The organism is Telluria sp. ZT3P25, from assembly GCF_059685895.1.
Genome location: NZ_JCASIJ010000001.1, coordinates 3,207,384 through 3,230,444, shown reverse-complemented (window position 1 = coordinate 3,230,444; position 23,061 = coordinate 3,207,384). Strand labels below are relative to the sequence as shown.

Below are 23,061 nucleotides of genomic sequence, written 5' to 3'. Positions count from 1 at the left end.
GGCGCGGCCTGTCAGGCGACGGCGTTTTCTGTCAACCCGACTGGCCTGGCTTTCTTCGTACGGGCGCGTGCCGGCGCTGGCGCGCGCAGTGCCAGAGAGCGGCTGGCGTCAGGGCGGGGCGCGTCTTCCTGACCCAGGTTGAACACGCTGACCAGCTGCGCCAGGGTCGTCGCCTGTTCCTGCAGCGCCGCGGATGCTGCCGCTGCTTCTTCGACCAGTGCCGCGTTCTGCTGCGTCACGCCATCCATCTGCGTGATCGCCTCGTTGACCTGTTCGATGCCGGTGCTTTGCTCGGCGCTGGCCGACGCGATCTCGGCCATGATGTCGGTCACGCGCCCGATGCCCTGCACGATTTCCTGCATCGTCGCGCCGGCTTCACCGACCAGGCGTTCGCCGGCATCGACCTTCTGGACCGAGTCGATGATCAGGCCGCGGATCTCCTTGGCTGCGGCGGCTGAGCGCTGCGCAAGGTTGCGCACTTCGCTGGCCACGACCGCGAAGCCGCGGCCCTGTTCGCCGGCGCGCGCCGCTTCGACTGCCGCATTCAGGGCCAGGATATTCGTCTGGAAAGCAATGCCGTCGATGACGGCGATGATGTCGCCGATCTTCTTCGACGAGGCATTGATCGACGCCATCGTCGAGACCACCTGCGACACCACCTGACCACCATGCGCCGCGATCTGGGATGCGTTCTTGGCCAGGACATTGGCCTCGCGCGCATTGTCGGAGTTCTGGCGCACAGTGCTCGTGAGCTCTTCCATCGAGGAGGCGGTTTCTTCGAGCGAGCTGGCCTGCTCCTCGGTGCGTGAAGACAAATCCATATTGCCCGACGAAATCTGACGCGACGCAGTGACGATGTTTTCAGTCCCGGTACGCACTTCGGTCACGGTCTTGCGCAGGCTCGTGCTCATCGTCTTGAGCGCATCGAGCAAGTCGCCGACTTCGTCACGCGACTCGGCGCGGATTTCAGTTGTCAGGTCGCCGGCGGCAACCTGACGCGCCAGGCCCACGGCGCGCCGGAGTGGCATGGTGATGCTGCGCGCCAGCAGCATGCCCAGCACGATGCTGGCCACCAGCGCAACCAGTGCCAGTACGATCAGCGAGCGCCGTGCCGACTGGTCGAGCACTTCGATGTGATCATTGGCAGCCGTAAACAGCATCTGCTGGAAGGCCGCGACTTTATTGACGCTCTCGGTGTAGGCAAGCATCTCCGGCATCACTTTTTGTTCAAAATATACCGGCACCTGCGGATTGTCCGGCCCCAGTTCGCGCTTGAGCTTGTAAGCCGCGTTGCGCGCGTCGATGTAGGCGGTGCGGCGCGTTGCCACGGCGGCGATCAATGCCTTGCCTTCGTCACTCGTGATGCGCGATTCCAGCTCGTCCTGTACCTTGCTCACGTTGGCGCTGACCGCCTTCATTTCCTTCTCATGGTAGGCCTCGTCTGCTGGCGAGGTGCTCTTGAAGCGGGCGATGGTACTGACCCGGTTGACCGCCACCCCCTGGCGCCATTGTGTGGCCAGCATGAATTTTTCAGAAGCCTCCGACATCTCTGTCTTCGCATTTGAAATCTGGAAGAGTTGCCATAGTGCGTTGCCTGCCATGAGGGCCATGAGGCCCACGATAATGGCGAGCGTCGCACCCAGGCGGGTGCCAATCTTGAGGTCCTTGATGTTCATTTCTATTCCATTCCTGACAATAGGGGAGACGATCGTGGATGCCTTCAGACGATTGTACTTACAGGCAATCCTTGTTTCAGAATAATCCCTGATCGAGGCGTATTGACAGCGGGAATGAAAAATTCGTTGAATGTGTTGCTGGGAGAAAACGAAATAATATGTGAACATTACCTTGGGCAGGTAACGCGCATAATAACGTTGTAAAGATGATTATTTTATTCGCCACAACGGGCCAGGGCGGCCCGTTGTGGCAGACACCATCAGGCGATGGCGTCTTCTTCGTCCTCGACCCGCTCGACATTAGTGCGCGATGGTGTTGCGCTGCGGACGGCCAGCGAACGCCCGGCCGCTGCCGGCTGCGCAGCCTGGCGCATAGCCCCTGGCCTGCCATGACCGACATTGAACACGCTGACCAACTGCGCCAGTGTCGTCGCCTGCTCCTGCAGCGATGCGGCCGCTGCTGCGGCTTCTTCCACCAGCGCCGCATTCTGCTGTGTGACGCCGTCCATCTGTGTGATGGCTTCGTTGACCTGCTCGATACCCGTCGACTGTTCGGCGCTGGCCAACGTGATGTCCGCCATGATCTCAGTCACGCGCCCGATGCCCTGCACGATTTCCTGCATCGTCGTGCCTGCTTCATCGACCAGGCGGCCACCGGCTTCGACCTTCGTGACCGAGTCGCTGATCAGGCCGCGGATTTCCTTCGCCGCTGCGGCTGAGCGCTGCGCGAGGTTGCGCACTTCGCTGGCCACCACTGCAAAGCCGCGACCCTGTTCACCAGCGCGGGCCGCTTCCACTGCGGCATTCAGGGCCAGGATATTGGTCTGGAACGCGATGCCGTCAATGACGGCGATGATGTCGCCGATCTTCTTCGACGACGCATTGATCGACGCCATCGTGGACACCACCTGCGACACCACTTCACCGCCATGTGCGGCGATCTGCGATGCATTCTTGGCCAGCACATTGGCCTGGCGTGCATTGTCGGCGTTCTGGCGCACGGTGCTGGTCAGTTCTTCCATCGACGACGCCGTCTCTTCGAGCGAGCTGGCCTGCTGCTCGGTACGCGACGACAGGTCGAGATTGCCCGAGGCGATCTGCTGCGATGCGGTGACGATGGTCTCGGTGCCGGCGCGCACTTCGGTCACGGTCTTGAGCAGGTTGTCGTTCATGGTCTTGAGCGCCAGCACCAGGTCGCCCACTTCATCGCGCGATTCGGCGCGGATATCCGCCGTCAGGTCGCCCGAGGCCACCTGGCGCGCCAGCCCCACAGCATGCGCCAGCGGACGCGTGATGCTGCGGGTAAGCAGCCAGCCGCAGGCCGCACCGATGGCCAGCGCAGCGATGCCCAGGCCGATCAGGATGCGCGTTGCCGACACGACGATGGCGTCGATGCTGGTGTCCGCATCGGTGAACAATTGCTCCTGGTATGTCGCGAGTTTCTCGATGGTGGCGACGTAAATGCGCATTTCGGGGATGACCTTGGTTTCGAAGAACGCCTTGACCTCGGCGTTGTCGGCGCCAAGCGCGCTCTTCATCTTGAAGCCCTCGTTGCGCATTACCGAATACTTGGCGCGCTCAGTGGCAATGTCCGCCAGTAGCGCCTTGCCCTGTTCGCTCTGGACCAGCGATTCGAGCTCTTTCTGCAGTTTGCCTGCCTTGTCGCTGATGACTTTCATCTGCGCGTCGTGGTACTTCTCGTCGACCGGATCGACACTTTTGTACTTGGCAACAGTGCTGACGCTGTTGGTGACGGTGCCCTGGCTCCACTCCTTGGCCAGCTTGGCGCGGTAGGACGTTTGCGCCATGGTCTGCTTGGCGTCGGCAATCCGTTCGAGCTGCCAGAAGGCGACGCCCAGCATCAGGACCATCAGGGCAAGCACGGCGGCAAAAGCGCCGCCGAGGCGGACGCCTATTTTGAGATCGTTGATTTTCATAGTATCCGTTCAGGTAGCAAGTGATGCCCCGGCAACCTGGTGAAGCCGGGGCGTGCATCATGCCGGGAACGCAAGTGCACAGTGGCAAGCGTAAACGCAGGCACGCTGATTGGATATCAAAAATCCGGCAATAACGATAATTGTTGCTGGTGCGAAACAATATGATACTTGGTTGTTATTATCCGATAATGATTGCTTATCGAAGTTGTCGGCGAGCTAATGTCGATGAATGTATCTGCCATAACGCAGGGCTATGGTCGATGGCCCTGTTCAATGCGCTGCCTTCGCTGCCGCATCCATCACACGCAGCAGATTGCCGCTCCACAGCTTGCCCAGATCTGTGTCCGACATCCCACCCGCCTTGAGTCGCGCGGTGATGCGCGGCAGCAGCGACACGTTGTCCAGCCCAGGGAAACCGCCGCCGCCATCGAAGTCCGCACCCATGCACACGTGATCGATGCCGGCAACGTCGATCAGGTGCTGCAGCGAGGCCATGTATTGGTCGAAGCTCGTGCTCCACATCGGCGTGGCCGCTTCGAGTGCCAGCCACTCCTTGCCCAGCGCCGTCTGCTGCGCCGGGGTCATGGCGCCGATGTGGTCGATCTGGTCGAACAGTTCGCCCCGTCGCGGACTCATGCGCATGTCCCCCAGGTAGATGGTCGACGCGCAGACCGCGCCGCCGGCCGCGGCGATGCGGCGGATGCGCGCATCGTCCAGGTTGCGCGGATGGTCGAAGCTCGTGCGCGAACTCGTGTGCGACAGCAGCAGCGGGGCGTGCGACAAGTCCAGCAACTGATCAACGACAGCGTCGGACGCATGGCTCGCGTCGATCACCATCCCGAGCCGGTTCATCTCGGCCACCCAGTCGCGCCCCAGTGGACTCAGGCCGTTCCAGCGCGGCGTGTCGGTTGACGAGTCGGCAAACTGGTTGTTCAGGCTATGCACCACGCCCACCAGGCGCACGCCCTGGCCCTGGAACTGCGCCAGCGCAGTCACGCTCTCGCCGAGCGGATAGCTGTTCTCGATGCTCTTGAATGCCACCAGCTTGCCGGCCGCATCGAGGCGGCGCGCGTCGTGCGCGCTGGTGGCCACGCCGATGCGGTCCGCATGGCGCGCGAGCGTGGTGTCGATCAGCGCGGAGCGTGCCAGCGCATGGCGGCGCGCGGCGGCAAAGCCGTCCGCCGTCAGCGGCCCCTGCTCGGTATAGATCACTAAGAACCCGCCATCGAGGCTGCCGTCGGCCATGCGGGGCAGGTCGAGTTGCGCGATCTCGGTGGTCGGATCGTGACGGGCGCCGAAGTCCCAGCCGGCGCGGTCGAAATGCACGGGCGTGTCGAGGTGCGCGTCGAGCGTCAGCAGCTTGCGGTGTGTCGGATCCACGGGGTTCGGCGTCGGCGTCGGCGCCGGCGTGGCGCAGCCGGCCAGCAGTGCGCAGGCCAGTGCCATGGTGGACGTCATCGTGCGGTTCATTCGGGCGCCTTGATCGGGGTGAAATTCAGGTCCGTGTAATCCCAGCTGAAATCGGCAATGGGCGAGACGGGCTTGAGGCTGATGCGTTCGACCTTGCCGTCCTGGTCGAATGCAAAGCTCAGATACGCTGGCTCGATGGTTTCGTCGTCGAAGCGTGCGATCCAGGTATCGTACTGCCAGTGCACGAGCGGGCCGGCCATGCGCGGCGTCGAGCCGAAGTCGACCCGCAAACCATTCTTCGCCGCCGCGATGGTGATCTTGCCATACCACGGGTCAGCGTAGGTGCCCGCCAACGCTGCCGGCGCCACCAGTGGCTTTGTGCGCGCCGGTTTGGCGGCGCTGCTCTTCTGCAGCGCAAGGCCCTCCGCGATCTTCTTCGCCTTATAGGTTTCGAACGTGGCCGGCCAGTCGGCCTTCGGCTTGGCCAGGTAGTGGTCGGCCAGCTCGTACATCAGGCCCCGCACCAGCTCCCCGTCTTCGCTGTTGATTGCAATCGCAAAGCCCACCTTCTGCTCGGGCAGCATCACGACGGCCGTGCCAAAGCCCAGTACTGCGCCGCCATGCCAGACCATGCGCGCGCCGCGGTAGTCCACCAGGTCCCAGCCCAGGCCATAGTTGGCGAAGGTCGATTCGATGAGTTTCAGTTCCGGCGGCATCTCGTCGAGCGGCACGGTCATCGATGGCGCCCACATCTGCGCGTGCGTGGCCTTGCTGAAGACACGCTTGCCATCCGGCGCGACGCCGCCGGCCAGCTGCGTGTGAAGCCACGCCGCCAGGTCATTGGCGCTGCTGGCCACGCCGCCGGCGGGCGCCGCGTTGCGGCCCAGGTCATCGCGCTCGTCCAGGCGCACCTGCGTGCCGGCGCCACGCAGCCCGCCATCCATCCGCGCATGCGGGAAGGCGCGGTTGGCAGTGGCGAAGTTATCGACGTTGTCGGTGGTGGACAGCCGCATGCCGCTCGGGCGCAGCACGTGTTCGCGCGCGTAGGCCTCCCACGGCTGGCCGCTCACTTGCTCGATGAGCTGGCCCGCCACGACATACATCAGGTTCGAATACGCGTAGGTACTGCGAAAGCTGGTGGCCGGCTTCAGGTAGCGCACGCGGCGCACGGTCTCGGCGCGCGACAGGTTCGTGCGCGGCACGAACAGCAGGTCGCCCGCGCCGTAGCCCAGGCCGGCGCGGTGTGTCAGCAGGTCGCGGATCGTGAGTTCGCGCGTAACCCACGGGTCGTACATCTGGAACGCGGGCAGGTGGTCGGTCACCTTGTCGTCCCACGTGAGCTTGCCGGCATCGACCAGCGTGGCCAGTGCGGCCGCCGTCATTGCCTTGGTGGTCGAGCCGATCGGGAACAGCGTGTCGCCGTCGACGGGCGCCGGCGCGCCAAGCTGCCGCACGCCGAAGCCGCGCGCCAGCGTCGTCTTGCCGTCTTCGACGATGGCAATGGCCAGGCCCGGCGTGCCCACGCGCTGGCGCAGCGTCTCGACGCGGGCTTCGAAGCCGGCCGGCGGCGCGGCCAGCGCAGGGGCGCAGGCAAGCGTCAGCAGGATGGAAGGAACAAGACGAGGGCAGTTCATGGCATCTCCAGGCAAGCATAGAGCAGGCGCTCGAAATCGGCGCCGCCGCGCATCGGATCGGCGACAGGGTACGGCAAACGGCGGGCATGTGCCTCGATGGCGGCCTGCGCAGCCGAGGTATCCATGCCGCCGGTATTGAGCGCGACGCCGATGCAGCGGATTGCCGGATTGGTCACGCGTCCGAGCACGATCGTCTGCTCGATCACGGTCTCGATCGACGGCAATGGCGAACCCGGATACCCGAGCTGGTGGCTGCGCGCCGGGTCGTGGCAGACTACGAACATGTCGGGCTGGCTGCCATGCAGCAGGCCAAGCGAGACACCGGCAAACGCGGGATGAAACAGCGAGCCCTGGCCCTCGATCACGTCAATGTGCGTGGGCGCCGCCGCGGGACTGAGCATCTCCGCCGCGCCGGCCACGAAGTCCGACACCACAGCGTCGATCGGCATACCGCTGCCGGCGATCATGATGCCGGTCTGGCCGGTGGCGCGAAAGGTCACGTCCAGGCCGCGTGCGGCGAGGCCACGACGAAGGGCGAGCGCCGTATATTTTTTGCCCAGTGCGCAGTCGGTGCCGACTGTGAGGATGCGCCGGCCCGCACGTGGCCGACCGCTGGCAATCGGGATGTCGGCGGGCGGCGTGCGCACGTCGATCAGGCGCCGGCCGTGGCGCGCCGCGGCGTCCTTCAGCACCGCGAACTGGTCGAGGCGCACGTGCATGCCCGAGACGATGTCCAGGCCCGCCGCCAGCGCCTCGGCCAGCGCCGGCACCCAGCTTGCGGGGATGCTGCCGCCCGGCGCCGCCACGCCGATGACGATGGCGGTGGCGCCCTGCGCCGCGGCTTGCCTGGCGCTGAGGCCGGGCAGGCCGGTAGTCACCGTGGCACCGGGCAGGCGCAGCTCGCCCACGCAGCGCTCACCGGCCCAGTCGCGCAGCCCAAAAGCGGTCTTGGCGAAACCGGATTCCGTCACGTCGCCGAGAAACAGCAGGCAGCGGCCAACGGCGCGTGCGTCGTTCGGTGCGGGCATCATCAATACTCCTTCGTCAGCGTAAAGCCGAGCGTGCGCGGCGCAATCACGCCGGCGCCGAGCGCGCCGTTCGGACTGATGAAGCCACCGTTGGCCAGCAACGTCCCGGTGGACGTCCTGCCGTCGCTGTTGCCCAGGTTCTTGCCGAACAGCTCGACGGTCCAGGTACCGAGTTCGATGCCGGCATGGGCGTCGAACACGTTGTATGAGGGGATCTCGCGCTGGCGGCCATTGGCCGTGCGGTAGTCGAAGTCGAACGACGCGAACTGCCCCGCGATGCGGCGCACCGAGACGCCGGCGTAGGCAGGCGTGGTGTCACGGATCGTCCAGCGATAGTCGGCCAGCAGCGCGGCCGTGTATTTCGGCGAGAAGGGCAGGCGGTCGCCCTTGAAGCCGCCCACCAGCGGATCGGTCGCACCATCGAGGCGCGCCTTGTTCCAGGCGCCGTTGGCCGACAGGCGCAGGCCCCGCATCGGACGAAAGCCCGCGCTGATCTCGACGCCATCGGCGGTGGCGCCGGCGCCGTTGGTGTTCACGCCAAAACCGTTGACTACCGCCAGCAGCTGGATGTCCTTCCATTTGATGTGGAAGGCCGACAGGTCGAGGGACCACATGCCGTCCACCGTCTGGGTCTTGATGCCGGCTTCGTAGCTCATCACGCTGTCCGAGTCGTAGGTGGCGGGCGTGCCTGGGCCGGGATTGGGCGGCAGCACGTTCGGCCCGCCGGGCCGGAAACCCTTGGCCGCGCGCGCATACACGGCGCTGCGTTCGCTGAACTTGCGCTTGAGCGCCACGGCATAGGTAAACACACCTTCGGACGAATCGGCGCTGTCGTCGGCCGGCCCGCCGGCCAGCGCGCCGTCGCCGGTCTGGCGGCCGTCCTGCTTGTTGTGGCTATAGCGCCCGCCAACATCGAGGTCGTACACCGGCGTAAGGTGGATGGTCGTGTTGGCAAACGCCGCCACCTCGCGGTAGTTCGAGCGCAGGCGGATGTCCGCCAGCAGCGGCAGGCCGGTTGCCGGTGTCATCGACCCCGGCACCAGGGCGTGGTAGCGCTGCGCGATGGCGCCTTCTTCGTCGGTGTAGTACAAGCCGGCCAGCCAGTCGAACGTCTTGCCGGTGTTGGAACTCAGGCGCAGCTCCTGCGTGAATTTCTTCAGTTCGACTTCCTGGCCGAGGTAGAGCTCACTGCGCACGCCGAAAATGTCTTCGACGATGCCGGTCAGGTTGAAGCTGACGTCTTCTCGCACGAACTGCTTTTGCGTGCTGTAGCTGGTCGACGAGGTCAGGCTGGCTGCGCCAAGGTTCCAGTTGGCAGTGCCATTGAAGACCCGGTAGTGGATGTCGCGCATGTGCGGGACGAACTGCGACTGCGTCGGACGGCCATACAGCGTCTCGAGCGTGTCCGGGTCGCTCTCCACGGTGCTGGGCGCATCGGTGGCGATGTTCTGCGCCACGGCGCTCAGGCGCAGGTCGAATGTGGCGCCCGGCTTGTACAGGAGCGAGGCGCGCCCGCCGTAGTTGCGGGCGCCGTTGATATTGCGTTCGATGTCCGAGCCGGCAGTGCCGATCGAATCGATGAAGCCCGGCTCCTTCTGGTACGAGCCGGACATGCGCAGCGCCACCGTGTCGCTAAGCGGCGTGTTGACCACCAGGTTCGAGCGGTACGACACCTTGCCGCCGTCGACCGTCGCCGCGCCCAGCCGCGCGCGCAGTGCGAAGCGGTCCAGCTCCGGCGCATTGGTTACGAACTTCACGAGACCACCGAGCGAGCTGGCGCCGTACAGCGCGCCCTGCGGCCCGCGCAAGACCTCGATGCGGGCCAGGTCGAACGTGTCAAAGTCACCCGCCAGGATTGCGCCATTGGCCAGGCCACTGCTGGAACCGAACGGCGTTTCGTCGAGGTAGACCGCCACGGTCGAGGCCACGCCGCCCGTGTCCAGCCCGCGCAGCACCAGCCGGCCTTCGCCCGGCGTGCTTTGCACCAGCTGCAGGCTGGGCACGAGCTTGAGGTAATCGGCAAAGCCGGTGGCCTGGTGCTTGTCGAGCGTGTCGCCGCCCACCACCGACATCGATTGCGGCACGTCGACCATCGTCTGCGCGCGCTTTTGCGCCGTCACGACGACTTGCTGGACGTCGTCCTGCGGCGCGGCCTGGTCTGCTGCGAAGGCGCCCGATAAGGCGCCCGATACGGCCAGCGCCATGGAAGTCACTGCGATACGGCCTGCTACTGTTGCCATGTGAATCTCTCCCGGTAGTCGTTGTGATTAGGGTGCGGATGGTGCGGGCGTCATTGCGTGCAGCCGGTCCGCTGCCTGCATCGGCTGGTGCAGACGCCACAGCAGGCCGGCGGCGATCGCCGACAGCAGTGCGAGCAGGGCGAAGAACGCGCCCGGGGCAAAGCGGCTCCACAGGCTGCCCACCAGGCCGGCCGCCAGGCTGCCGGAGAAGGTGACGAGGAACCACGCCGCCACCGTCGTGCTGCCCAGATGGCGCGGCGCCAGGCGGGCAAACAGGCCCAGGCCGGTCGGCAGGATGAACAGCTCGCCGATCGTCAGCACTAAAAAGAACAGCACGAGCCAGATCCAACCCGTGGCCTGGCCATTGGCAGTCCAGCCGACCGCTGCCAGCAGCAGGTAAGCCAGCGCCACGATCAGCGCGCCGCACGCCATGCGCCGCAGCGGCGCCTGGTCGATGCCGGCCGCTGCCCGGCGGTGCCAGTAGGCCAGCAGGGGCGGCGTGAGCAGCATCACGAACAGCGGATTGAGCGACTGGAACCAGGTCATCGGAATCAGAAAGCCCCCGGCCGCACGATCGACACCGCTGTCGGCCCACAGCGCGACCGTGTTGCCGACCTGCTCATAGGCGGCGCGAAACACCGTGACGGCCAGGCCGATCCCGATCAGCACCAGGATCGTTTCGCGGCCCAGGCCGCGCGGTGCTTCCGTTGTCGCGGTGGATCTGGCGGGCAGGGTCTCGGGCGGCAGGTAGCGCGCCCCACCGACGTAGATGGCAAGGCCCAGCAGCATGCCGATGCCGGCCAGGCCGAAGCCGTAATGCCAGCCATACAACTCGCCCACGGTGCCGCAAATCAGCGGCGCCAGGAAGCCGCCGATATTGATCCCGACGTAATACACATTGAAGGCCCAGCCACGGCGCGCGTCGCCGCGCGCATACAGGTCGCCGACCTGGCTTGGCAGCGTGGGCAAAAACAGCCCGTTACCGAGCGCGATGGTGGCCAGTGCCAGGTAGAACAGGGCGTCGAAGGTCATCATGAAGTGGCCCGCCGCCATGACCGAGGCGCCGATGATGATGGCGCGCCGCTTGCCCAGGACGCGGTCGGCCAGCATGCCGCCGAGGATCGGCGTGAAATAGGCGGCGGCCGTGTAGGCGCCGTAGATGAACGAGGCGTGCGCCTGCCCGAACAGCAGTTCCTTGGTCATGAAATAGACCAGCAACGCGCGCATGCCGTAGTACGAGAACTGTTCCCACATATTCGTCAGGAACAGCACCGTCAGGCCGCGCGGATGGCCGAACCACGTGGGCTGGATCTGCGTGCCGGTCATGCCGTGGCCTTCGCTGCGCCGCCCCAGACGGCGGGGCCCGACCAGACATTGCCGGCGAAGTACTCGACGCCCGGACGGCGATCGGCGGCCAGGAAGATCGGGCCATCCAGGTCGACGATGTCGCATTCCTGGCCCAGCACGAAGCTCGGGGCCATCGCTAGGCTCGAGCCGCCCATATTGCCGACCATGACCTGCAGGCCCAAACGCCGCGCTTCCTGCGCCATCAGCAGGCCTTCGGTCAGGCCGCCGCATTTGTCGAGTTTGATGTTGACGATGTCGTAGCGTCCGACGCTGGCGGCGATGTCGTCCAGCGACTGGATACTCTCGTCACCCGCGAGCGGAATCGGCGAACGCAGGCCTTCCAGGCTGGCCTCCTGGCCGCGCGCCAGCGGCTGTTCGAGCAGCGCCACGTCCTGTTCCACGAGGCCGGCAATCAGCGCATCGAGCTGGCCCGCCGTAAAACCCTGGTTGCCGTCGACGCCCAGCCAGACCTCGGGCCGCGCGGCGCGGATCGCCGCCACGCGCGCCAAGTCGAGTGCCAGGTCGCCCGTCAGCTTGATCTTGATCGAGCGCGCCTGCGCGTGGCGTTGCGCGGTGGCGGCCATCGCCGATGGCGTGTCGGCGCCCAGCGTGAACGTCGTGCGCAGCGGCCGTGGCGCCGATTTGCCGGCCAGCTGCCAGACCGGCACGCCGGCGCGCGCCGCTTCGAGCTCCCACAGCGCGCAGTCGACGGCATTGCGCGCGCCGCCGGGCGGCAGGATCGCGCGCAGCGCGTCGCGCGTGGGGCCCGCGGCGATCGCGGCGCTGGCGCCGTCGAGCTGCGCCAGCATGTGCGGCGCATCGTCGCCAAGGTAGTACACGCCGCCGCCTTCGCCGCGCCCGCTGTGGCGGCCATCGCCGAGCGTCACGACGACGACGTTGAACGCGTCGAACAGGTAGCCCGAGATGCGAAACGGTGTGGTCAAGCGCAGCTTCTCGACGGCGACCGTCACGGTAAGGCGGGCCATCAGTAGGCCACCGTCATGGACAGCAGGCCGAAGCGCAGGCAGACATAAGCGATCAGCAGCGCCGAGGCCAGGAACAGCACGCTCCATACGCGGCGCAGGCGACCCTGGCCAGGCGCAAATGCCAGTTGCAGATTGCGCGCGCCGGCCAGCAGCGCCGCCACGAAGGCCAGCAAGCCGCCGATCTGCAGGAGCCACAGCCACGGATCGAGCGAGGCGGTGGCATATTTAAGGCTGATATCGAACACCGATACGATGCCCACCCAGCCCGCCAGCACCGCCAGGCAGGCCGCAGCCGCGATGCGCGTGGCCAGCGCCGCCTTGCGCGCCGGGCCGGTCAACGCATGCTGCAGCTTGAAGCGGCGGCGCACGATCCAGCCGGCCGGCATGGCCAGTACCGCGAACACGAACACGGCCAGCGCCACGCATAGCGCTGGCAGCAGCCAGGCGCCGTTCTTCCCGGCCGGGACAGGCTCCATGACCATGAACGGCGACATGAAGTCCATGCTCCAGCGGACCACGCGATCGTTAACGACCTGCGCTGCGAGCCGGTCTTCGCCATTGCGGTCGCGCCAGACGAACGGCGCAATCTCGACCCATTCCTGGGGCCGGCCATTGGTCCCCACCATGGCGGGGATGACGAGCGCGCCCTTGTCGTCAACGGACACCTTGACCTGCCCGAGCAGGTCGAAAATGGCGAAGAAGTTGGTCTCGGCGCGGCGGCTGCTCTCCCACGAGCCGGTCATCATCTGCGCATGCTGCGCAGCGAGTTTCGCGTCGACGCGGCCATCGGGCGGCAGCGTGGAGGGGAGGTAGCGGTCCGAGAAGTCCTGGAACAGGGCGCTGCGCAGCGGGTTGGAGGCGCCTTCGCGCCCGCTGCTGTTGACCGACAGGTACAGGCCGACGCCATCGTCCATGTACAGGTGCAGCGACGTGTGGAACGCTTCGGTGTCGCCCAGGTGGGCGATCACGTTGCGGCCATTGACGTTGGTTTCAAAAAAGCCCAGTTCCATGCGGTTCAGTGGTGGCAGCAGGGACACCGGGTTGACCTTGTCCAGCGAACTGCTGTGCATCGCGTTGGCGGTGGCCTCGGACAGGACACGCGCGCCGTTGAACTGGCCTTTCTGCAGGTGCGCGATCATGAAATTGGCCATGTCGGTGCCGCTGGCCGACAGGCCCCCGGCCGGCGCCGAGTTGACGACCTCGAAGCCCAGCGACGGCTGGCCTGGCTTGCTGTAGCCGGTGGCCACCAGCGGCGCCAATGCAGGCGGCAGCGGCTGGCGGAAGCTCGCGGTGCGCATGTTCAGCGGGGCGAAGATGCGCTGTTCGACGTAATCGTCGAACGACATGCCGGCAATGCGCCCGACGATGTAGCCGGCCAGTGAGGTGGCGTAGTTGGAGTAGGCCGGCGTGGTGCCGGCGTCAAAGATGCGCGCCGGGACGCGCTCCTTGAGCAGTTCGCCGAGCGGGCGGATATCTGCCTTGTCGTAGACGATCAGGTACTTCACCGACTCTTCGAAGCCGGCCGTGTGGGTCATGATCTGGCGCATCGTGACGGGCTTGCCGGCACGCGGGGCGATCTTGAAATCGAGGTACCCGTTGATGTCGGCATCCAGATCGAGCTTGCCCTGTTCGACCAGTTGCATGACGGCGGTCCAGGTCACGAGCTTGGAGACCGAGCCGGGACGAAACAGCGTGCGCTCCGGGTCGACCGGCGTGCGCTTGTCGACGTCGGCGTAACCGAAGCCGCGCGCGGTGAGGATCTGGCCGTCCTTGACGACGACGACAACCGCGCCGGGGATATCGCTCTTGTTCAGCGCGAACGGCATGTAGCCGTCGAGCCAGGTGTCGACATCCGTCTTGTCGAGCGTTTTGCCATTGCCGGCGCGCGGCGCCGCAACCAGCGTTGGCGGCGGCCCGGATGGCGGCGTCGCCGCCGGCTTGGTGCCTGCAGGCGAGGGCGGCACTGCCGGGGCCTGGGGCGCCTGCTGCGCGGCGGCGCCGGCGCTCCAGCAGACAACGCTCATCAAGACCATCTTCAGAAATCTCATCAAGGCTCCCTATCCATACGGTTGATTGCGGTCGATCGGGCCAGCCTATAAAATAAAGCTTGATCCGAGTATTTTTCTCTGATTAGAGAAATATCTACCCAATCGGAAACCATGTCAACACTTTATGATTGCCGTCCATGACCTCTGAATCCCCAACCCTTGGCGCGTTGATCCGCGGCCTGCGCAGCCGCAAGGGGTGGACGCTGAAAGAAATGAGCGCAAACAGCGGCATCCCGGTCTCCACGCTGTCGAAGGTGGAGCACGGCCAGTTGACGCTCAGCTACGACAAGCTGTACCAGCTGAGCCAAAAGCTCGGCATGCGCATGTCGGAGCTGTTTGCCGAAGAAGACAAGGGCGCGGACACGCCGGTGACGGCGCGGCGCAGCATCGGCGACCTGGCCAGCGCGGTGCGGGTGGAGACGCCCAACTACGACTACCACTACCTGTGCGCGGAGCTGCGCCGCAAGCGGATGATTCCCGTGATCGCCCGCATCCGCGCCAAGTCGGTCAAGCAGTTCGGGCAGCTGGTGCATCACTCGGGCGAAGAATTCACATACGTGCTCAAGGGCGCGGTCGTGCTGCACAGCGAGTTCTACGATCCGGTGGTGCTCAGGGAAGGGCAGTCGATCTACTTCGACTCGAGCATGGGGCACGCGTACCTGGCGCCGGAAGGGTGCGACGAGGCCGAGGTGCTGACCGTGATGTCGAGTGAGGATGAGGAGCAGATGCAGGCGATCATGTCGTCGCATGTGCACGAGGAAGCTGACGTACCGTTGGAAGAGCCGAGATCGGCGAAGTTGAACAAGCGCTCCATTAAATAGATTTGCAGGCTTGCGTATCGGCTCGAAAAAGTTATCTTATTTCGGCCTAAAGAATACTTCGGAACGAGAGTTCATGAAGGTCTTGCTGGTAGCGGTCAAAATTTTGAAGACTCGGCCGCCTCACGAATCAGTGGATCGCTGTTTTCTAAACCGCATAAATACGGAGAAGCAGTCGTACTATAATAGCTCTTCTAGATTGCTATTCTTTGATTGCTTGGGGGCTGGCACTATTCTTCATTGGTCACAGCATATCGAACTGTGGCCGTCATGGTATTCCGATGCTCGAAACCATAGCTGGCATCACGAGCCTCCAATCCAAGTCTGAATAATCTATTCAGTTTTCATTGTGGTAACCGATCTTTTTGCGAAAAAATCGTTAAATACTGGCACACCAAATTGCTCTTGCTTGGTAAAGGCATTATCTAGCTGCAACTCAAGGTTGCGTATTCTCAGAGCAATATGATGACGAACTGCTGAGAGGTTCGCTTCATTCTCACCTAAGGCGAGCCGAATGCCGTCTGTTGGCCATCCCATAGTACTTGAAAATGGCGCATGTGATTGAGATGGTTCTTTATGCAGAGTTCCAGGCCGCATTGTGCAATGCCAAGCTGCCAACTCCGGCTCTAGTTCTACTTCAGTCAGCCAGTTGAGTTCACCTAAAGCACTTCCCTCAGCTTCTACTATAGAATCTGATGCCGAAACCAGATTATCCGCAGTGCGGCGTAATTTTCTAAAATCTTGGGTGATCTCATTAAATGTAGGTATCCCAGGTTTTGGGTCATCGAACTTAATTCCTGGCATCTGCATGTACATCGTGCGAAAGCGATTTACCGAATAGACAAATGCCCAAGCATCCATAAATACATTCGCAAAATGGCTAGGAATTTCGACCGATGAGGTATGTAAAGCCATTTGGGTAAGCGTTTCATATATGCGACCATAAGCAATATCCAAAAATTCTACCGTGTAGCGGAGTCCATCTAGAAATATAGTCAGCTTAGGTTCTAGATTGGCAGGAATTCGGCGCAGTGGTGAGTCTCTGTTGAGCAGTATCGGTTCATGTCCTTGAACTAGAGTGAAATTTCCTGCAGTCCTACGAATCAATCGTTTTGGATCTTCCCATTTGCTTATTGATGGATCAGGTTCACCAGTTAAGTTTTCTTTTGCGGAATCTTTATTTCCAATGCTTTTTCTATTTTTTGATAACGAATTTTCACTTAAGCAGTATGATGCAGCTCGGTTTAATGCGCTACTAATTTCATCAATGGCAGCGTGTGACATTATAGTCATGTCTTTTAATTCATGGATATAACGCCATTTAACGAACGGTGCTGATTCGGATCCTATCGAATTCAGTGCTGTCAAAAATATTTCTATTCTTCTGTCAGTTGCATCTTCAGCTGGATTAATTGAGTTGTTCCTAAACATGCCGGCAATTATCGCCTTGCGCCGGTCAGTAATTTGATTCCACAAATCCTCTAGCAAGTGAACTCTCTTTTTTGAAACTTTCGATCCTTCCGAAATTTCCAGTGTAATAAAAAATTTCAAGAAGAGTTCTATGGCGAAACTTGAACAAACAACTGCTGGAAAAGATAACTCGGGGTGGTTTATCTGCTTGCCTTCCTCGCTGATGAGCAGTCCTGAGTAGGCATATGCAGAAGCAATTGAGAAAATTGTCGCGTAGTCGTCAGGAGATTTTCCAGGAATAAGCACGAGCGAGGGGATTGCCGGTTTTTCGTTCATTCTTTCGCACTCCTGAAATATTTCAAGATTTATTCATGTTTAGGTACTAGTTCTGCATTTCTAGATCTACTAAAAACACAGGCATCAGTATCTGATTATTCGTAGCGCAGGCAATCCACCGGCAGCAGACGCGAGGCGCGCCGGGCCGGATAAAAGCCGAAGAACACGCCCACCGCCGTGGCAAACCCGCACGCCACCATCACCGCGCTGATGGTGAGATAGACCTCAAAGTCCGCAAACTTCGTGATCAGCGCCGCGCCGCCGGCCGCGATGGCAATGCCGACCAGGCCACCGGCCAGGCAGATCACCACGGCTTCGGCCAGGAACTGCATCAGCACGTCGTTGGGCCGCGCGCCGATCGCCATGCGGATGCCGATCTCGCGCGTACGCTCGGTCACCGACACCAGCATGATGTTCATGATGCCGATGCCGCCGACCAGCAGCGAGATCGCGCCGATCAGCCCAAGCAGCAGCGCCACGCCAGCCGTGATCTTGTTGGCCGTCTCGGCGATGGTATTGAGGTTCTGCACCCGGAAGTCGTCGGGATCGTCGACGCGGATCCGGTGCCGGCTGCGGATGACTTCCTTGATGTCCTCGATCGCGTCCGTCATCGCCACCCCGGGCCGCCCCTGCGCGTTGATGTAATGAACATTCTGCGGGAATGGCGACTTGACCAGGTTGGCGCTGGCCGCCGTGATCGGCACCAGGATCTGTTCGGCCAGGTCGGTGCCGTCGGTCTGGCGGCCTTCGCCGGCCAGCACACCCACCACCTGGAAAGCGACGTTCTCGATGCGCAGGAGCTTTCCGAGCGGGTCGGCGCGGTAAAAGAACTGGTCCGCCACCTTCTGGCCGATCACCACCAGGCGCGCGCTGGCGCGCACATCGCTTTCGCTGAACAGCGTGCCCTGGTCGACCTTCCAGTTACGGATGGTGAACATCGCTGGCGTCACGCCCATGACCATGCTGCTGGCGTTCTCGTTGCCGGCGGTGACCTTGAAGCTGCCCTGCAGCGCCGGCGCGGCGCCGGTCAGGCTGGGCAGCGCGTTGAGTGCTTCGGCATCGTCCAGCGTCAGCACCGCCACCTTGCCTTCGCGGGCGCGCTGGGCGGCCGTGCGGTCGCCGCCCGGCATCACGTAGACCATGTTCGTGCCCAGCATCTGCAACTGCTTGCCGATGAAGCGCTGCATGCTGTCGCCCAGTGCCAGCAGCAGCACGACCGACGCGATGCCGATCACGATGCCCAGCATCGTCAGGGCGGTGCGCAGCCGGTTGGCCGCCATCGAACGGAACGACTCGATCAGGACCTGGACCAGATTCATCGCGCCGCTCCCGCCTGGCTGCTTGCCAGTTGCAGGCCTTCGGCCGCCGGGCCGTCGTACAGCACGCGGCCATCCTTCAGGCGCACCAGACGCCGGCTGTAGGCGGCGACGTCGGGTTCGTGCGTCACCAGCACGATCGTGATGCCGCGCTCGCGGTTCAGGGTGCCGAAGCTGGTCATGATGTCGTCGCTCGTGTGGGTGTCGAGGTTGCCGGTGGGTTCATCGGCCAGCAGCAGCGGCGGATCGGTCACCAGTGCGCGCGCGATCGCCACGCGCTGCTGCTGGCCGCCCGACAGCTGGCTCGGGGTGCGTCTGGCAAATTCGCCCAGGCCCACGCGCTCGAGCTCCTGCACCGCGCGCGCCTGTGCCTTGGCGCGGCCCATGCCGCCATAGATCAGGGGTAGGGCGACGTTCTCCGCCACGCTCATGCGCTTGATGAGATTAAAGCTCTGGAACACGAAGCCGATCGTGCGGTTGCGGATGTCGGCCAGTTCCGCGCGGCCCAGCGTGCGCGTGTCGACGCCATTGAGCAGGTAGGTGCCGCCGGTCGCCTGGTCCAGGCAGCCCAGGATGTTCATCAGTGTCGATTTGCCGGAACCCGACTGGCCCATGACCGAGACGAAGTCGCCGTGCTCCACGCGCAGGTCGACACCATGCAGCACCGGGGTTTCGACCGCGCCGCTCAGGTAAGTCTTGACCACGCCGCGGATGTCGATCAGCGGCCCCGTCATGGATTTTCCGGCGTGGCCAGCGAGCGGGTGACGACGCGGTCGCCCGGTTTCAGGTCGCCCGAGACCACTTCGGTATAGCGGAAGTTCGACAGGCCGGCGCGGATATCGACCGGTTGCGGGTGGTTCATCGCGTCCAGCTTGTAAATCTTGAACATGCGCGTGGTGTCGCTCGCATTGCGGAATGCGATGTCATCGTCCTTGACCGGCGCTGGGGGCGCAGCGGCGGCGGCCGGCTTGGCATCCTTGTTGCGCTTGCGCTCGGCCTCCTGTTCTTCTTCCGACAGCCGGAAGCGCAGTGCCGTTGTCGGGATGCGCAGCACGTCCGGACGATTCGCCACCACCAGCCGCACCTGCGCCGTCATGCCGGGCTTGAGCAGTTCGTCGACGTTGTCCACGTCGAGCACCACGTTGTACGTCACCACGTTCTGCACCACGTTCGGCGCGAGGCGGAACTGGCGCATGGTGGCGGCAAATTCGCGGTCGGGATAGGCATCGACGACGAAGCGCGCCGGCAGGCCGTCCTTGAGCTGGCCGACGTCGGCTTCGGATACGCTGGTATCGATCTGCATCTTGGTCAGGTCTTGCGCGATCTGGAACAGGTTCGGCGTGTTGAACGAGGCCGCCACGGTCTGGCCCAGGTCGATCGTGCGCTTGATCACGACACCGTCGATCGGCGAGCGGATCACGCTGTTGTTCAGGTCTGCGCGTGCGCGGTCGTGCTGTGCCTGTGCCAGCGTCAGGTTGGCCTGGGCGACCTGCATCTCGCGCTTGGACTGGTCGAGCGCGAGGCCGGACAGGAAGTTCTGCGCCACCAGCTGCTCGTTGCGCTCGAACGTGGCCTGGGCCAGGCGCAGGCTGGCGCGCGCCGACGCGATATTCGCTTCGGCCTGGCGCACCTGGGCATTGAAAATGGTCGGCTCGAGCTTGAGCAGCACCTGGCCCTTTTTCACGCGGTCGTTGAAGTCGGCATTCAGTTCGGCCACGGTGCCCGACACCTGCGAGCCGACATTGATCAGCGCGACCGGATTGATCGTGCCGGTGGCGGTCACGGTCTGGTTGATGGCACCGCGGTCGACGACGGTGCTTCGGTATTGGGATGGCGGTACGGTGTCGTCCTTGCGTTTGACGACAGCAACGGCAACGGCGACGGCGGCGAGGACGGCAACGGCGATGACAACGCGCTTCCTGGTGAAGATGTTCATTGTATGTATGCCAGATAAATACCAAGTAAAGGCCGAGTTTGATGCACCCGTGCGCGAATGGCAATGCATGGCGCATTGGCAGGCCTGAATTTGGCAGCGAAGGCGCGCCAATTTTGGAAAAAGGGCGGCGCCGATCCGCTAGAATGGCGTATTCCTTTTTTACCGAAGCATCATGACTCAAGACGAACTGAAACAAGCCGTAGCGCGCGCCGCCATCGATTACGTGGTCGAGGGTGAAATCATCGGCGTGGGCACCGGCTCGACCGCCAACTTCTTCATCGACGAACTGGCAAAAATCAAGGACCGCATCAAGGGCACCGTTGCATCGTCCGAAGCCACGGCAAGCCGCCTGCGCGGCCACGGCATCCCCGTCTTCGACCTGAACGATGTCGAATCGATGGCCGTCTACATCGATGGCGCCGACGAAATCAACGCGCAGGGCGCGATGATCAAGGGCGGCGGCGCAGCGCTCACGCGCGAAAAGATCGTCGCCTCGGTGGCAAAGAAATTCGTCTGCATCGCCGACGGCTCCAAGCTGGTCGAGACGCTGGGTGCATTCGCGCTGCCGGTCGAAGTGATCCCGATGGCGCGCGCTTCGGTGATGCGCCAGCTGGCGGCGTTGGGCGGCCAGCCAAAGCTGCGCCTCAAGGCTGGTACCGGTCAGGCGTTCATTACCGACAACGGCGGTGAACTGATCGACGTGGCGGGCCTGAAGATTACCGATCCGGTGGCGCTGGAAGAAAAAATCAACCAGATCGTCGGCGTGATCGCCGTTGGCCTGTTCGCCAAAGCCGGCGCCGATGTCTGCCTGCTTGGCACGGCCGACGGCGTCAAGACCCTGTCGCTGTAACCGGAAACCCGATCATGAATCGTGCGCTGCTGCTGTCCGCTTCTTCGCTCGCTGTCTTGCTGGCAGGTTGTTCTGTCTTTGGCAGTTCGGTCGATTTGTCCGAGCCTGCCGTTGTGGCGCCAGCGGCGTCGACCGACGTGACAGCGATCCAGCGCACGCCGTTCAAGGTCGGAGAATCGTCGCACACGGTCGAGAAGCTGGCCAAGGCGCAGGCCTGCACCAGTACGCAGGGCGCGGGCCTGGTGACCGAGCCGGGGCCGATCGAGGTCTACCGGATGCAGTGCCAGAATGGCCAGGTATTCATGGCGCGCTGCGAACTGCGCCAGTGCAAAAAGATGTAAGACACCAGGCGTAAAAAATCCCGCTCGCGGCCAGTGCCCCGAGCGGGATTTTTTTGTGCGCCAAGCGTATGAAGCGCGACGTGCTTACACCGGTGGCGGCACGTAGCCCATTGCCTGGTCGGCGCCTTCGCCGAAGAAGTGCTTCTCCAGCTGGGTCGCCAAGTATTTGCGCGCGCGGTCGTCAGCCAGGTTCAGGCGGTTTTCGTTGATCAGCATGGTCTGGTGCTTGAGCCATGCCTGCCAGGCTTCTTTCGAGACCTGCAGGTACAGCTTCTTGCCCATTTCGCCAGGGACCGGTGGGTAATCCAGGCCTTCGGCTTCCTTGTTCAGTTTGATGCAGTGGACGGTGCGGGCCATCGAGTACTCCTGTTATTCGTTCGGTGATTCGGTCATGTAAGACGCGTATTATAAAGTTTTGATCAAGACCTGTGAGCGGCGCTGCCAGTTGTACATGTGCTGCCTGTCTTTCGGCAGGTCGTCCACGGTGGCCGGCACGAAGCCGCGCTTCTTGAACCAGTGCGACGTGCGCGTGGTCAGCACGAACAGCTTGGTGAGGCCGGCTGCGCGGGCGCGGTTTTCCATGTGCTTGAGGATGCGTTCACCGTCGCCCTGCGTCTGCGCGTCCTGGCTCACGGTCAGGCAGGCCATCTCGCCCATCTTCGATTCGGGGAACGGATACAGCGCGGCGCAGCCGAAGATCACGCCATCGTGGTCGATGACGGAGAACTGGTCGATCTCGCGTTCGATCAGCTCGCGGCCGCGATAGACCAGCGTGCCATCGGCTTCGAGTGGTTCGATGAGCTTGATAATTCCGCCAACGTCCTCAATTGTGGCCTGACGCAGGCTTTCGAGGTTCTCGTGGCTGATCATCGTGCCCACGCCATCGTGCGTGAAGACCTCGAGCAGCGCCGAGCCGTCCATCTCGAACGGAATGATGTGGGCGCGATCGACGCCGGCGTTGCAGGCCTTGATCGCATGCTGCATGTAGAACGCGGCCGAGTCGGACAGGAAGCCCGCCTGCAGCACGGCTTCGGCCATGTGCGACGACAGCTCGCGGATCTCGGTGCCGGCCGCGTCGACGATCATCGGCGTTTCGGTAATGAAGATCAGCTTGTCGGCGTGCAGTGCGATCGCGGCCGACGCAGCGACATCTTCCAGCGTCAGGTTGAAGATTTCGCCGGTGGGCGAGAACCCCAGCGGCGAGAGCAGCACCAGGTTGTCTTCGGTCTGCAGGATCGGGTGGATTTTTTCGGCGGCGATTTTGCGCGTGACGCCCGTGAGTTCGAAGTCGACGCCGTCGATCACGCCAAGCGGGCGGGCGACGACGAAGTTGCCCGAGACGATGCTGATCTGGGCGTTGGACATCGGCGTGTTGGGCAGGCCCTGGCTGAAGGCGGCTTCGATATCGAGGCGCAGTTCGCCGGCGGCTTCTTTCGCGCATTCGAGGGCGGCGGTGTCGGTGACGCGCACGCCGTTGTGAAACCGCCCCTCGACGTTACGCAGATCGAGCTGTTCGGCCACCTGCGGACGCGAGCCGTGCACCAGCACGATCCGGATGCCCAGGCCAACCAGCAGTGACAAGTCCTGCGCCAGTACCGGTAGCGCGCCGGCAGCAACGAGCTCGCCGGGGAAGGCGACCACGAAGGTCTTGCCGCCGAATGCGTGAATGTACGGCGCGACCGAGCGCAGCCACTGGACGAATTGGGTAGGAGTTTCCATTTGCCGCATTATAATTCGCTGCGCGATGT

General features: G+C 63.3%; 18 protein-coding genes. 3 read left to right on the top strand and 15 right to left on the bottom strand.

The window, feature by feature from the left end; all coding sequences use genetic code 11:
- Nucleotides 1–11: 11 nt before the first annotated feature.
- The 9 genes from AC56LY_RS14315 to AC56LY_RS14275 all read right to left on the bottom strand — a co-directional run bounded on the left by AC56LY_RS14315 (nucleotide 12) and on the right by AC56LY_RS14275 (nucleotide 14,306).
- Nucleotides 12–1,676, bottom strand: a complete 1,665-nt coding sequence (locus tag AC56LY_RS14315; RefSeq protein WP_499580555.1) for a methyl-accepting chemotaxis protein — start codon at nucleotides 1,674–1,676, stop codon at nucleotides 12–14.
- Between the two features lie 260 nt (nucleotides 1,677–1,936).
- Entirely contained in the window at nucleotides 1,937–3,613 is a 1,677-nt protein-coding gene (locus tag AC56LY_RS14310) for a methyl-accepting chemotaxis protein (protein WP_499580553.1), read from the bottom strand.
- 270 nt (nucleotides 3,614–3,883) lie between these two features.
- The gene (locus AC56LY_RS14305; RefSeq protein WP_499580551.1) at nucleotides 3,884–5,083 is read right to left on the bottom strand and encodes a dipeptidase; all 1,200 of its coding nucleotides are present in this window, start codon (nucleotides 5,081–5,083) and stop codon (nucleotides 3,884–3,886) included.
- A complete protein-coding gene (locus tag AC56LY_RS14300) occupies nucleotides 5,080–6,657 on the bottom strand; it encodes a serine hydrolase (RefSeq protein ID WP_499580549.1) in 1,578 nt (525 codons plus the stop codon). Before AC56LY_RS14300 ends, AC56LY_RS14305 begins: the two co-directional genes overlap by 4 nt.
- Nucleotides 6,654–7,688 carry an N-acetyltransferase DgcN family protein gene (locus AC56LY_RS14295; RefSeq protein WP_499580547.1) on the bottom strand — a complete coding sequence of 345 codons (1,035 nt, stop codon included), beginning with the start codon at nucleotides 7,686–7,688 and terminating at the stop codon, nucleotides 6,654–6,656. Before AC56LY_RS14295 ends, AC56LY_RS14300 begins: the two co-directional genes overlap by 4 nt.
- A complete protein-coding gene (locus tag AC56LY_RS14290) occupies nucleotides 7,688–9,925 on the bottom strand; it encodes a TonB-dependent receptor (protein ID WP_499580545.1) in 2,238 nt (745 codons plus the stop codon). The genes AC56LY_RS14295 and AC56LY_RS14290 overlap by 1 nt, the downstream gene beginning before the upstream one ends.
- 27 nt (nucleotides 9,926–9,952) lie before the next feature.
- Nucleotides 9,953–11,251, bottom strand: a complete 1,299-nt coding sequence (locus AC56LY_RS14285) for a peptide MFS transporter (protein ID WP_499580543.1) — start codon at nucleotides 11,249–11,251, stop codon at nucleotides 9,953–9,955.
- Nucleotides 11,248–12,258, bottom strand: a complete 1,011-nt coding sequence (locus AC56LY_RS14280; RefSeq protein ID WP_499580541.1) for a dipeptide epimerase — start codon at nucleotides 12,256–12,258, stop codon at nucleotides 11,248–11,250. The genes AC56LY_RS14285 and AC56LY_RS14280 overlap by 4 nt, the downstream gene beginning before the upstream one ends.
- Nucleotides 12,258–14,306 (bottom strand): serine hydrolase domain-containing protein, encoded by a 2,049-nt coding sequence (locus tag AC56LY_RS14275; RefSeq protein ID WP_499580539.1) that lies wholly within the window; start codon nucleotides 14,304–14,306, stop codon nucleotides 12,258–12,260. The genes AC56LY_RS14280 and AC56LY_RS14275 overlap by 1 nt, the downstream gene beginning before the upstream one ends.
- 137 nt (nucleotides 14,307–14,443) lie before the next feature.
- Here AC56LY_RS14275 and AC56LY_RS14270 point away from each other — a divergent pair, with 137 nt between their 5' ends.
- Entirely contained in the window at nucleotides 14,444–15,127 is a 684-nt protein-coding gene (locus AC56LY_RS14270; RefSeq protein WP_499580537.1) for a helix-turn-helix domain-containing protein, read from the top strand.
- 330 nt (nucleotides 15,128–15,457) lie between these two features.
- Here the strand turns inward: AC56LY_RS14270 and AC56LY_RS14265 are convergent, their stop codons facing one another.
- The 4 genes from AC56LY_RS14265 to AC56LY_RS14250 form a co-directional block, all read right to left on the bottom strand.
- The gene (locus AC56LY_RS14265; protein ID WP_499580535.1) at nucleotides 15,458–16,870 is read right to left on the bottom strand and encodes a hypothetical protein; all 1,413 of its coding nucleotides are present in this window, start codon (nucleotides 16,868–16,870) and stop codon (nucleotides 15,458–15,460) included.
- Between the two features lie 95 nt (nucleotides 16,871–16,965).
- Entirely contained in the window at nucleotides 16,966–18,189 is a 1,224-nt protein-coding gene (locus tag AC56LY_RS14260) for an ABC transporter permease (protein WP_499580533.1), read from the bottom strand.
- Nucleotides 18,186–18,920: an ABC transporter ATP-binding protein gene (locus AC56LY_RS14255; RefSeq protein ID WP_499580531.1), complete on the bottom strand. Its 735-nt coding sequence runs from the start codon at nucleotides 18,918–18,920 to the stop codon at nucleotides 18,186–18,188. The genes AC56LY_RS14260 and AC56LY_RS14255 overlap by 4 nt, the downstream gene beginning before the upstream one ends.
- Entirely contained in the window at nucleotides 18,917–20,122 is a 1,206-nt protein-coding gene (locus tag AC56LY_RS14250; RefSeq protein ID WP_499580529.1) for an efflux RND transporter periplasmic adaptor subunit, read from the bottom strand. Before AC56LY_RS14250 ends, AC56LY_RS14255 begins: the two co-directional genes overlap by 4 nt.
- A gap of 172 nt (nucleotides 20,123–20,294) precedes the next feature.
- Here AC56LY_RS14250 and rpiA point away from each other — a divergent pair, with 172 nt between their 5' ends.
- Both rpiA and AC56LY_RS14240 read left to right on the top strand, forming a co-directional pair.
- Complete coding sequence (rpiA, locus tag AC56LY_RS14245) at nucleotides 20,295–20,972, top strand: ribose-5-phosphate isomerase RpiA (protein WP_499580527.1); 678 nt, start codon at nucleotides 20,295–20,297, stop codon at nucleotides 20,970–20,972.
- A gap of 14 nt (nucleotides 20,973–20,986) precedes the next feature.
- Nucleotides 20,987–21,313 carry a hypothetical protein gene (locus tag AC56LY_RS14240; RefSeq protein ID WP_499580525.1) on the top strand — a complete coding sequence of 109 codons (327 nt, stop codon included), beginning with the start codon at nucleotides 20,987–20,989 and terminating at the stop codon, nucleotides 21,311–21,313.
- Between the two features lie 84 nt (nucleotides 21,314–21,397).
- Here the strand turns inward: AC56LY_RS14240 and AC56LY_RS14235 are convergent, their stop codons facing one another.
- The gene (locus AC56LY_RS14235) at nucleotides 21,398–21,670 is read right to left on the bottom strand and encodes an oxidative damage protection protein (protein WP_183555634.1); all 273 of its coding nucleotides are present in this window, start codon (nucleotides 21,668–21,670) and stop codon (nucleotides 21,398–21,400) included.
- Between the two features lie 48 nt (nucleotides 21,671–21,718).
- On the bottom strand, nucleotides 21,719–23,032 hold the full coding sequence (gene argA, locus AC56LY_RS14230) for an amino-acid N-acetyltransferase (protein ID WP_258835248.1): 1,314 nt from the start codon (nucleotides 23,030–23,032) through the stop codon (nucleotides 21,719–21,721).
- Nucleotides 23,033–23,061: the final 29 nt, after the last annotated feature.

Coding starts and splice junctions, on each gene's coding strand:
- AC56LY_RS14265 (WP_499580535.1), bottom strand. CDS start 16,870: ATGAACGAAAAACCGGCAATCCCCTCGCTCGTGCTTATTCCTGGAAAA.
- rpiA (WP_499580527.1), top strand. CDS start 20,295: ATGACTCAAGACGAACTGAAACAAGCCGTAGCGCGCGCCGCCATCGAT.
- AC56LY_RS14305 (WP_499580551.1), bottom strand. CDS start 5,083: ATGAACCGCACGATGACGTCCACCATGGCACTGGCCTGCGCACTGCTG.
- AC56LY_RS14250 (WP_499580529.1), bottom strand. CDS start 20,122: ATGAACATCTTCACCAGGAAGCGCGTTGTCATCGCCGTTGCCGTCCTC.
- AC56LY_RS14270 (WP_499580537.1), top strand. CDS start 14,444: ATGACCTCTGAATCCCCAACCCTTGGCGCGTTGATCCGCGGCCTGCGC.
- AC56LY_RS14275 (WP_499580539.1), bottom strand. CDS start 14,306: ATGAGATTTCTGAAGATGGTCTTGATGAGCGTTGTCTGCTGGAGCGCC.
- AC56LY_RS14280 (WP_499580541.1), bottom strand. CDS start 12,258: ATGGCCCGCCTTACCGTGACGGTCGCCGTCGAGAAGCTGCGCTTGACC.
- AC56LY_RS14285 (WP_499580543.1), bottom strand. CDS start 11,251: ATGACCGGCACGCAGATCCAGCCCACGTGGTTCGGCCATCCGCGCGGC.
- AC56LY_RS14240 (WP_499580525.1), top strand. CDS start 20,987: ATGAATCGTGCGCTGCTGCTGTCCGCTTCTTCGCTCGCTGTCTTGCTG.
- AC56LY_RS14310 (WP_499580553.1), bottom strand. CDS start 3,613: ATGAAAATCAACGATCTCAAAATAGGCGTCCGCCTCGGCGGCGCTTTT.
- AC56LY_RS14315 (WP_499580555.1), bottom strand. CDS start 1,676: ATGAACATCAAGGACCTCAAGATTGGCACCCGCCTGGGTGCGACGCTC.
- AC56LY_RS14255 (WP_499580531.1), bottom strand. CDS start 18,920: ATGACGGGGCCGCTGATCGACATCCGCGGCGTGGTCAAGACTTACCTG.
- AC56LY_RS14290 (WP_499580545.1), bottom strand. CDS start 9,925: ATGGCAACAGTAGCAGGCCGTATCGCAGTGACTTCCATGGCGCTGGCC.
- argA (WP_258835248.1), bottom strand. CDS start 23,032: ATGGAAACTCCTACCCAATTCGTCCAGTGGCTGCGCTCGGTCGCGCCG.
- AC56LY_RS14300 (WP_499580549.1), bottom strand. CDS start 6,657: ATGAACTGCCCTCGTCTTGTTCCTTCCATCCTGCTGACGCTTGCCTGC.
- AC56LY_RS14295 (WP_499580547.1), bottom strand. CDS start 7,688: ATGATGCCCGCACCGAACGACGCACGCGCCGTTGGCCGCTGCCTGCTG.
- AC56LY_RS14260 (WP_499580533.1), bottom strand. CDS start 18,189: ATGAATCTGGTCCAGGTCCTGATCGAGTCGTTCCGTTCGATGGCGGCC.
- AC56LY_RS14235 (WP_183555634.1), bottom strand. CDS start 21,670: ATGGCCCGCACCGTCCACTGCATCAAACTGAACAAGGAAGCCGAAGGC.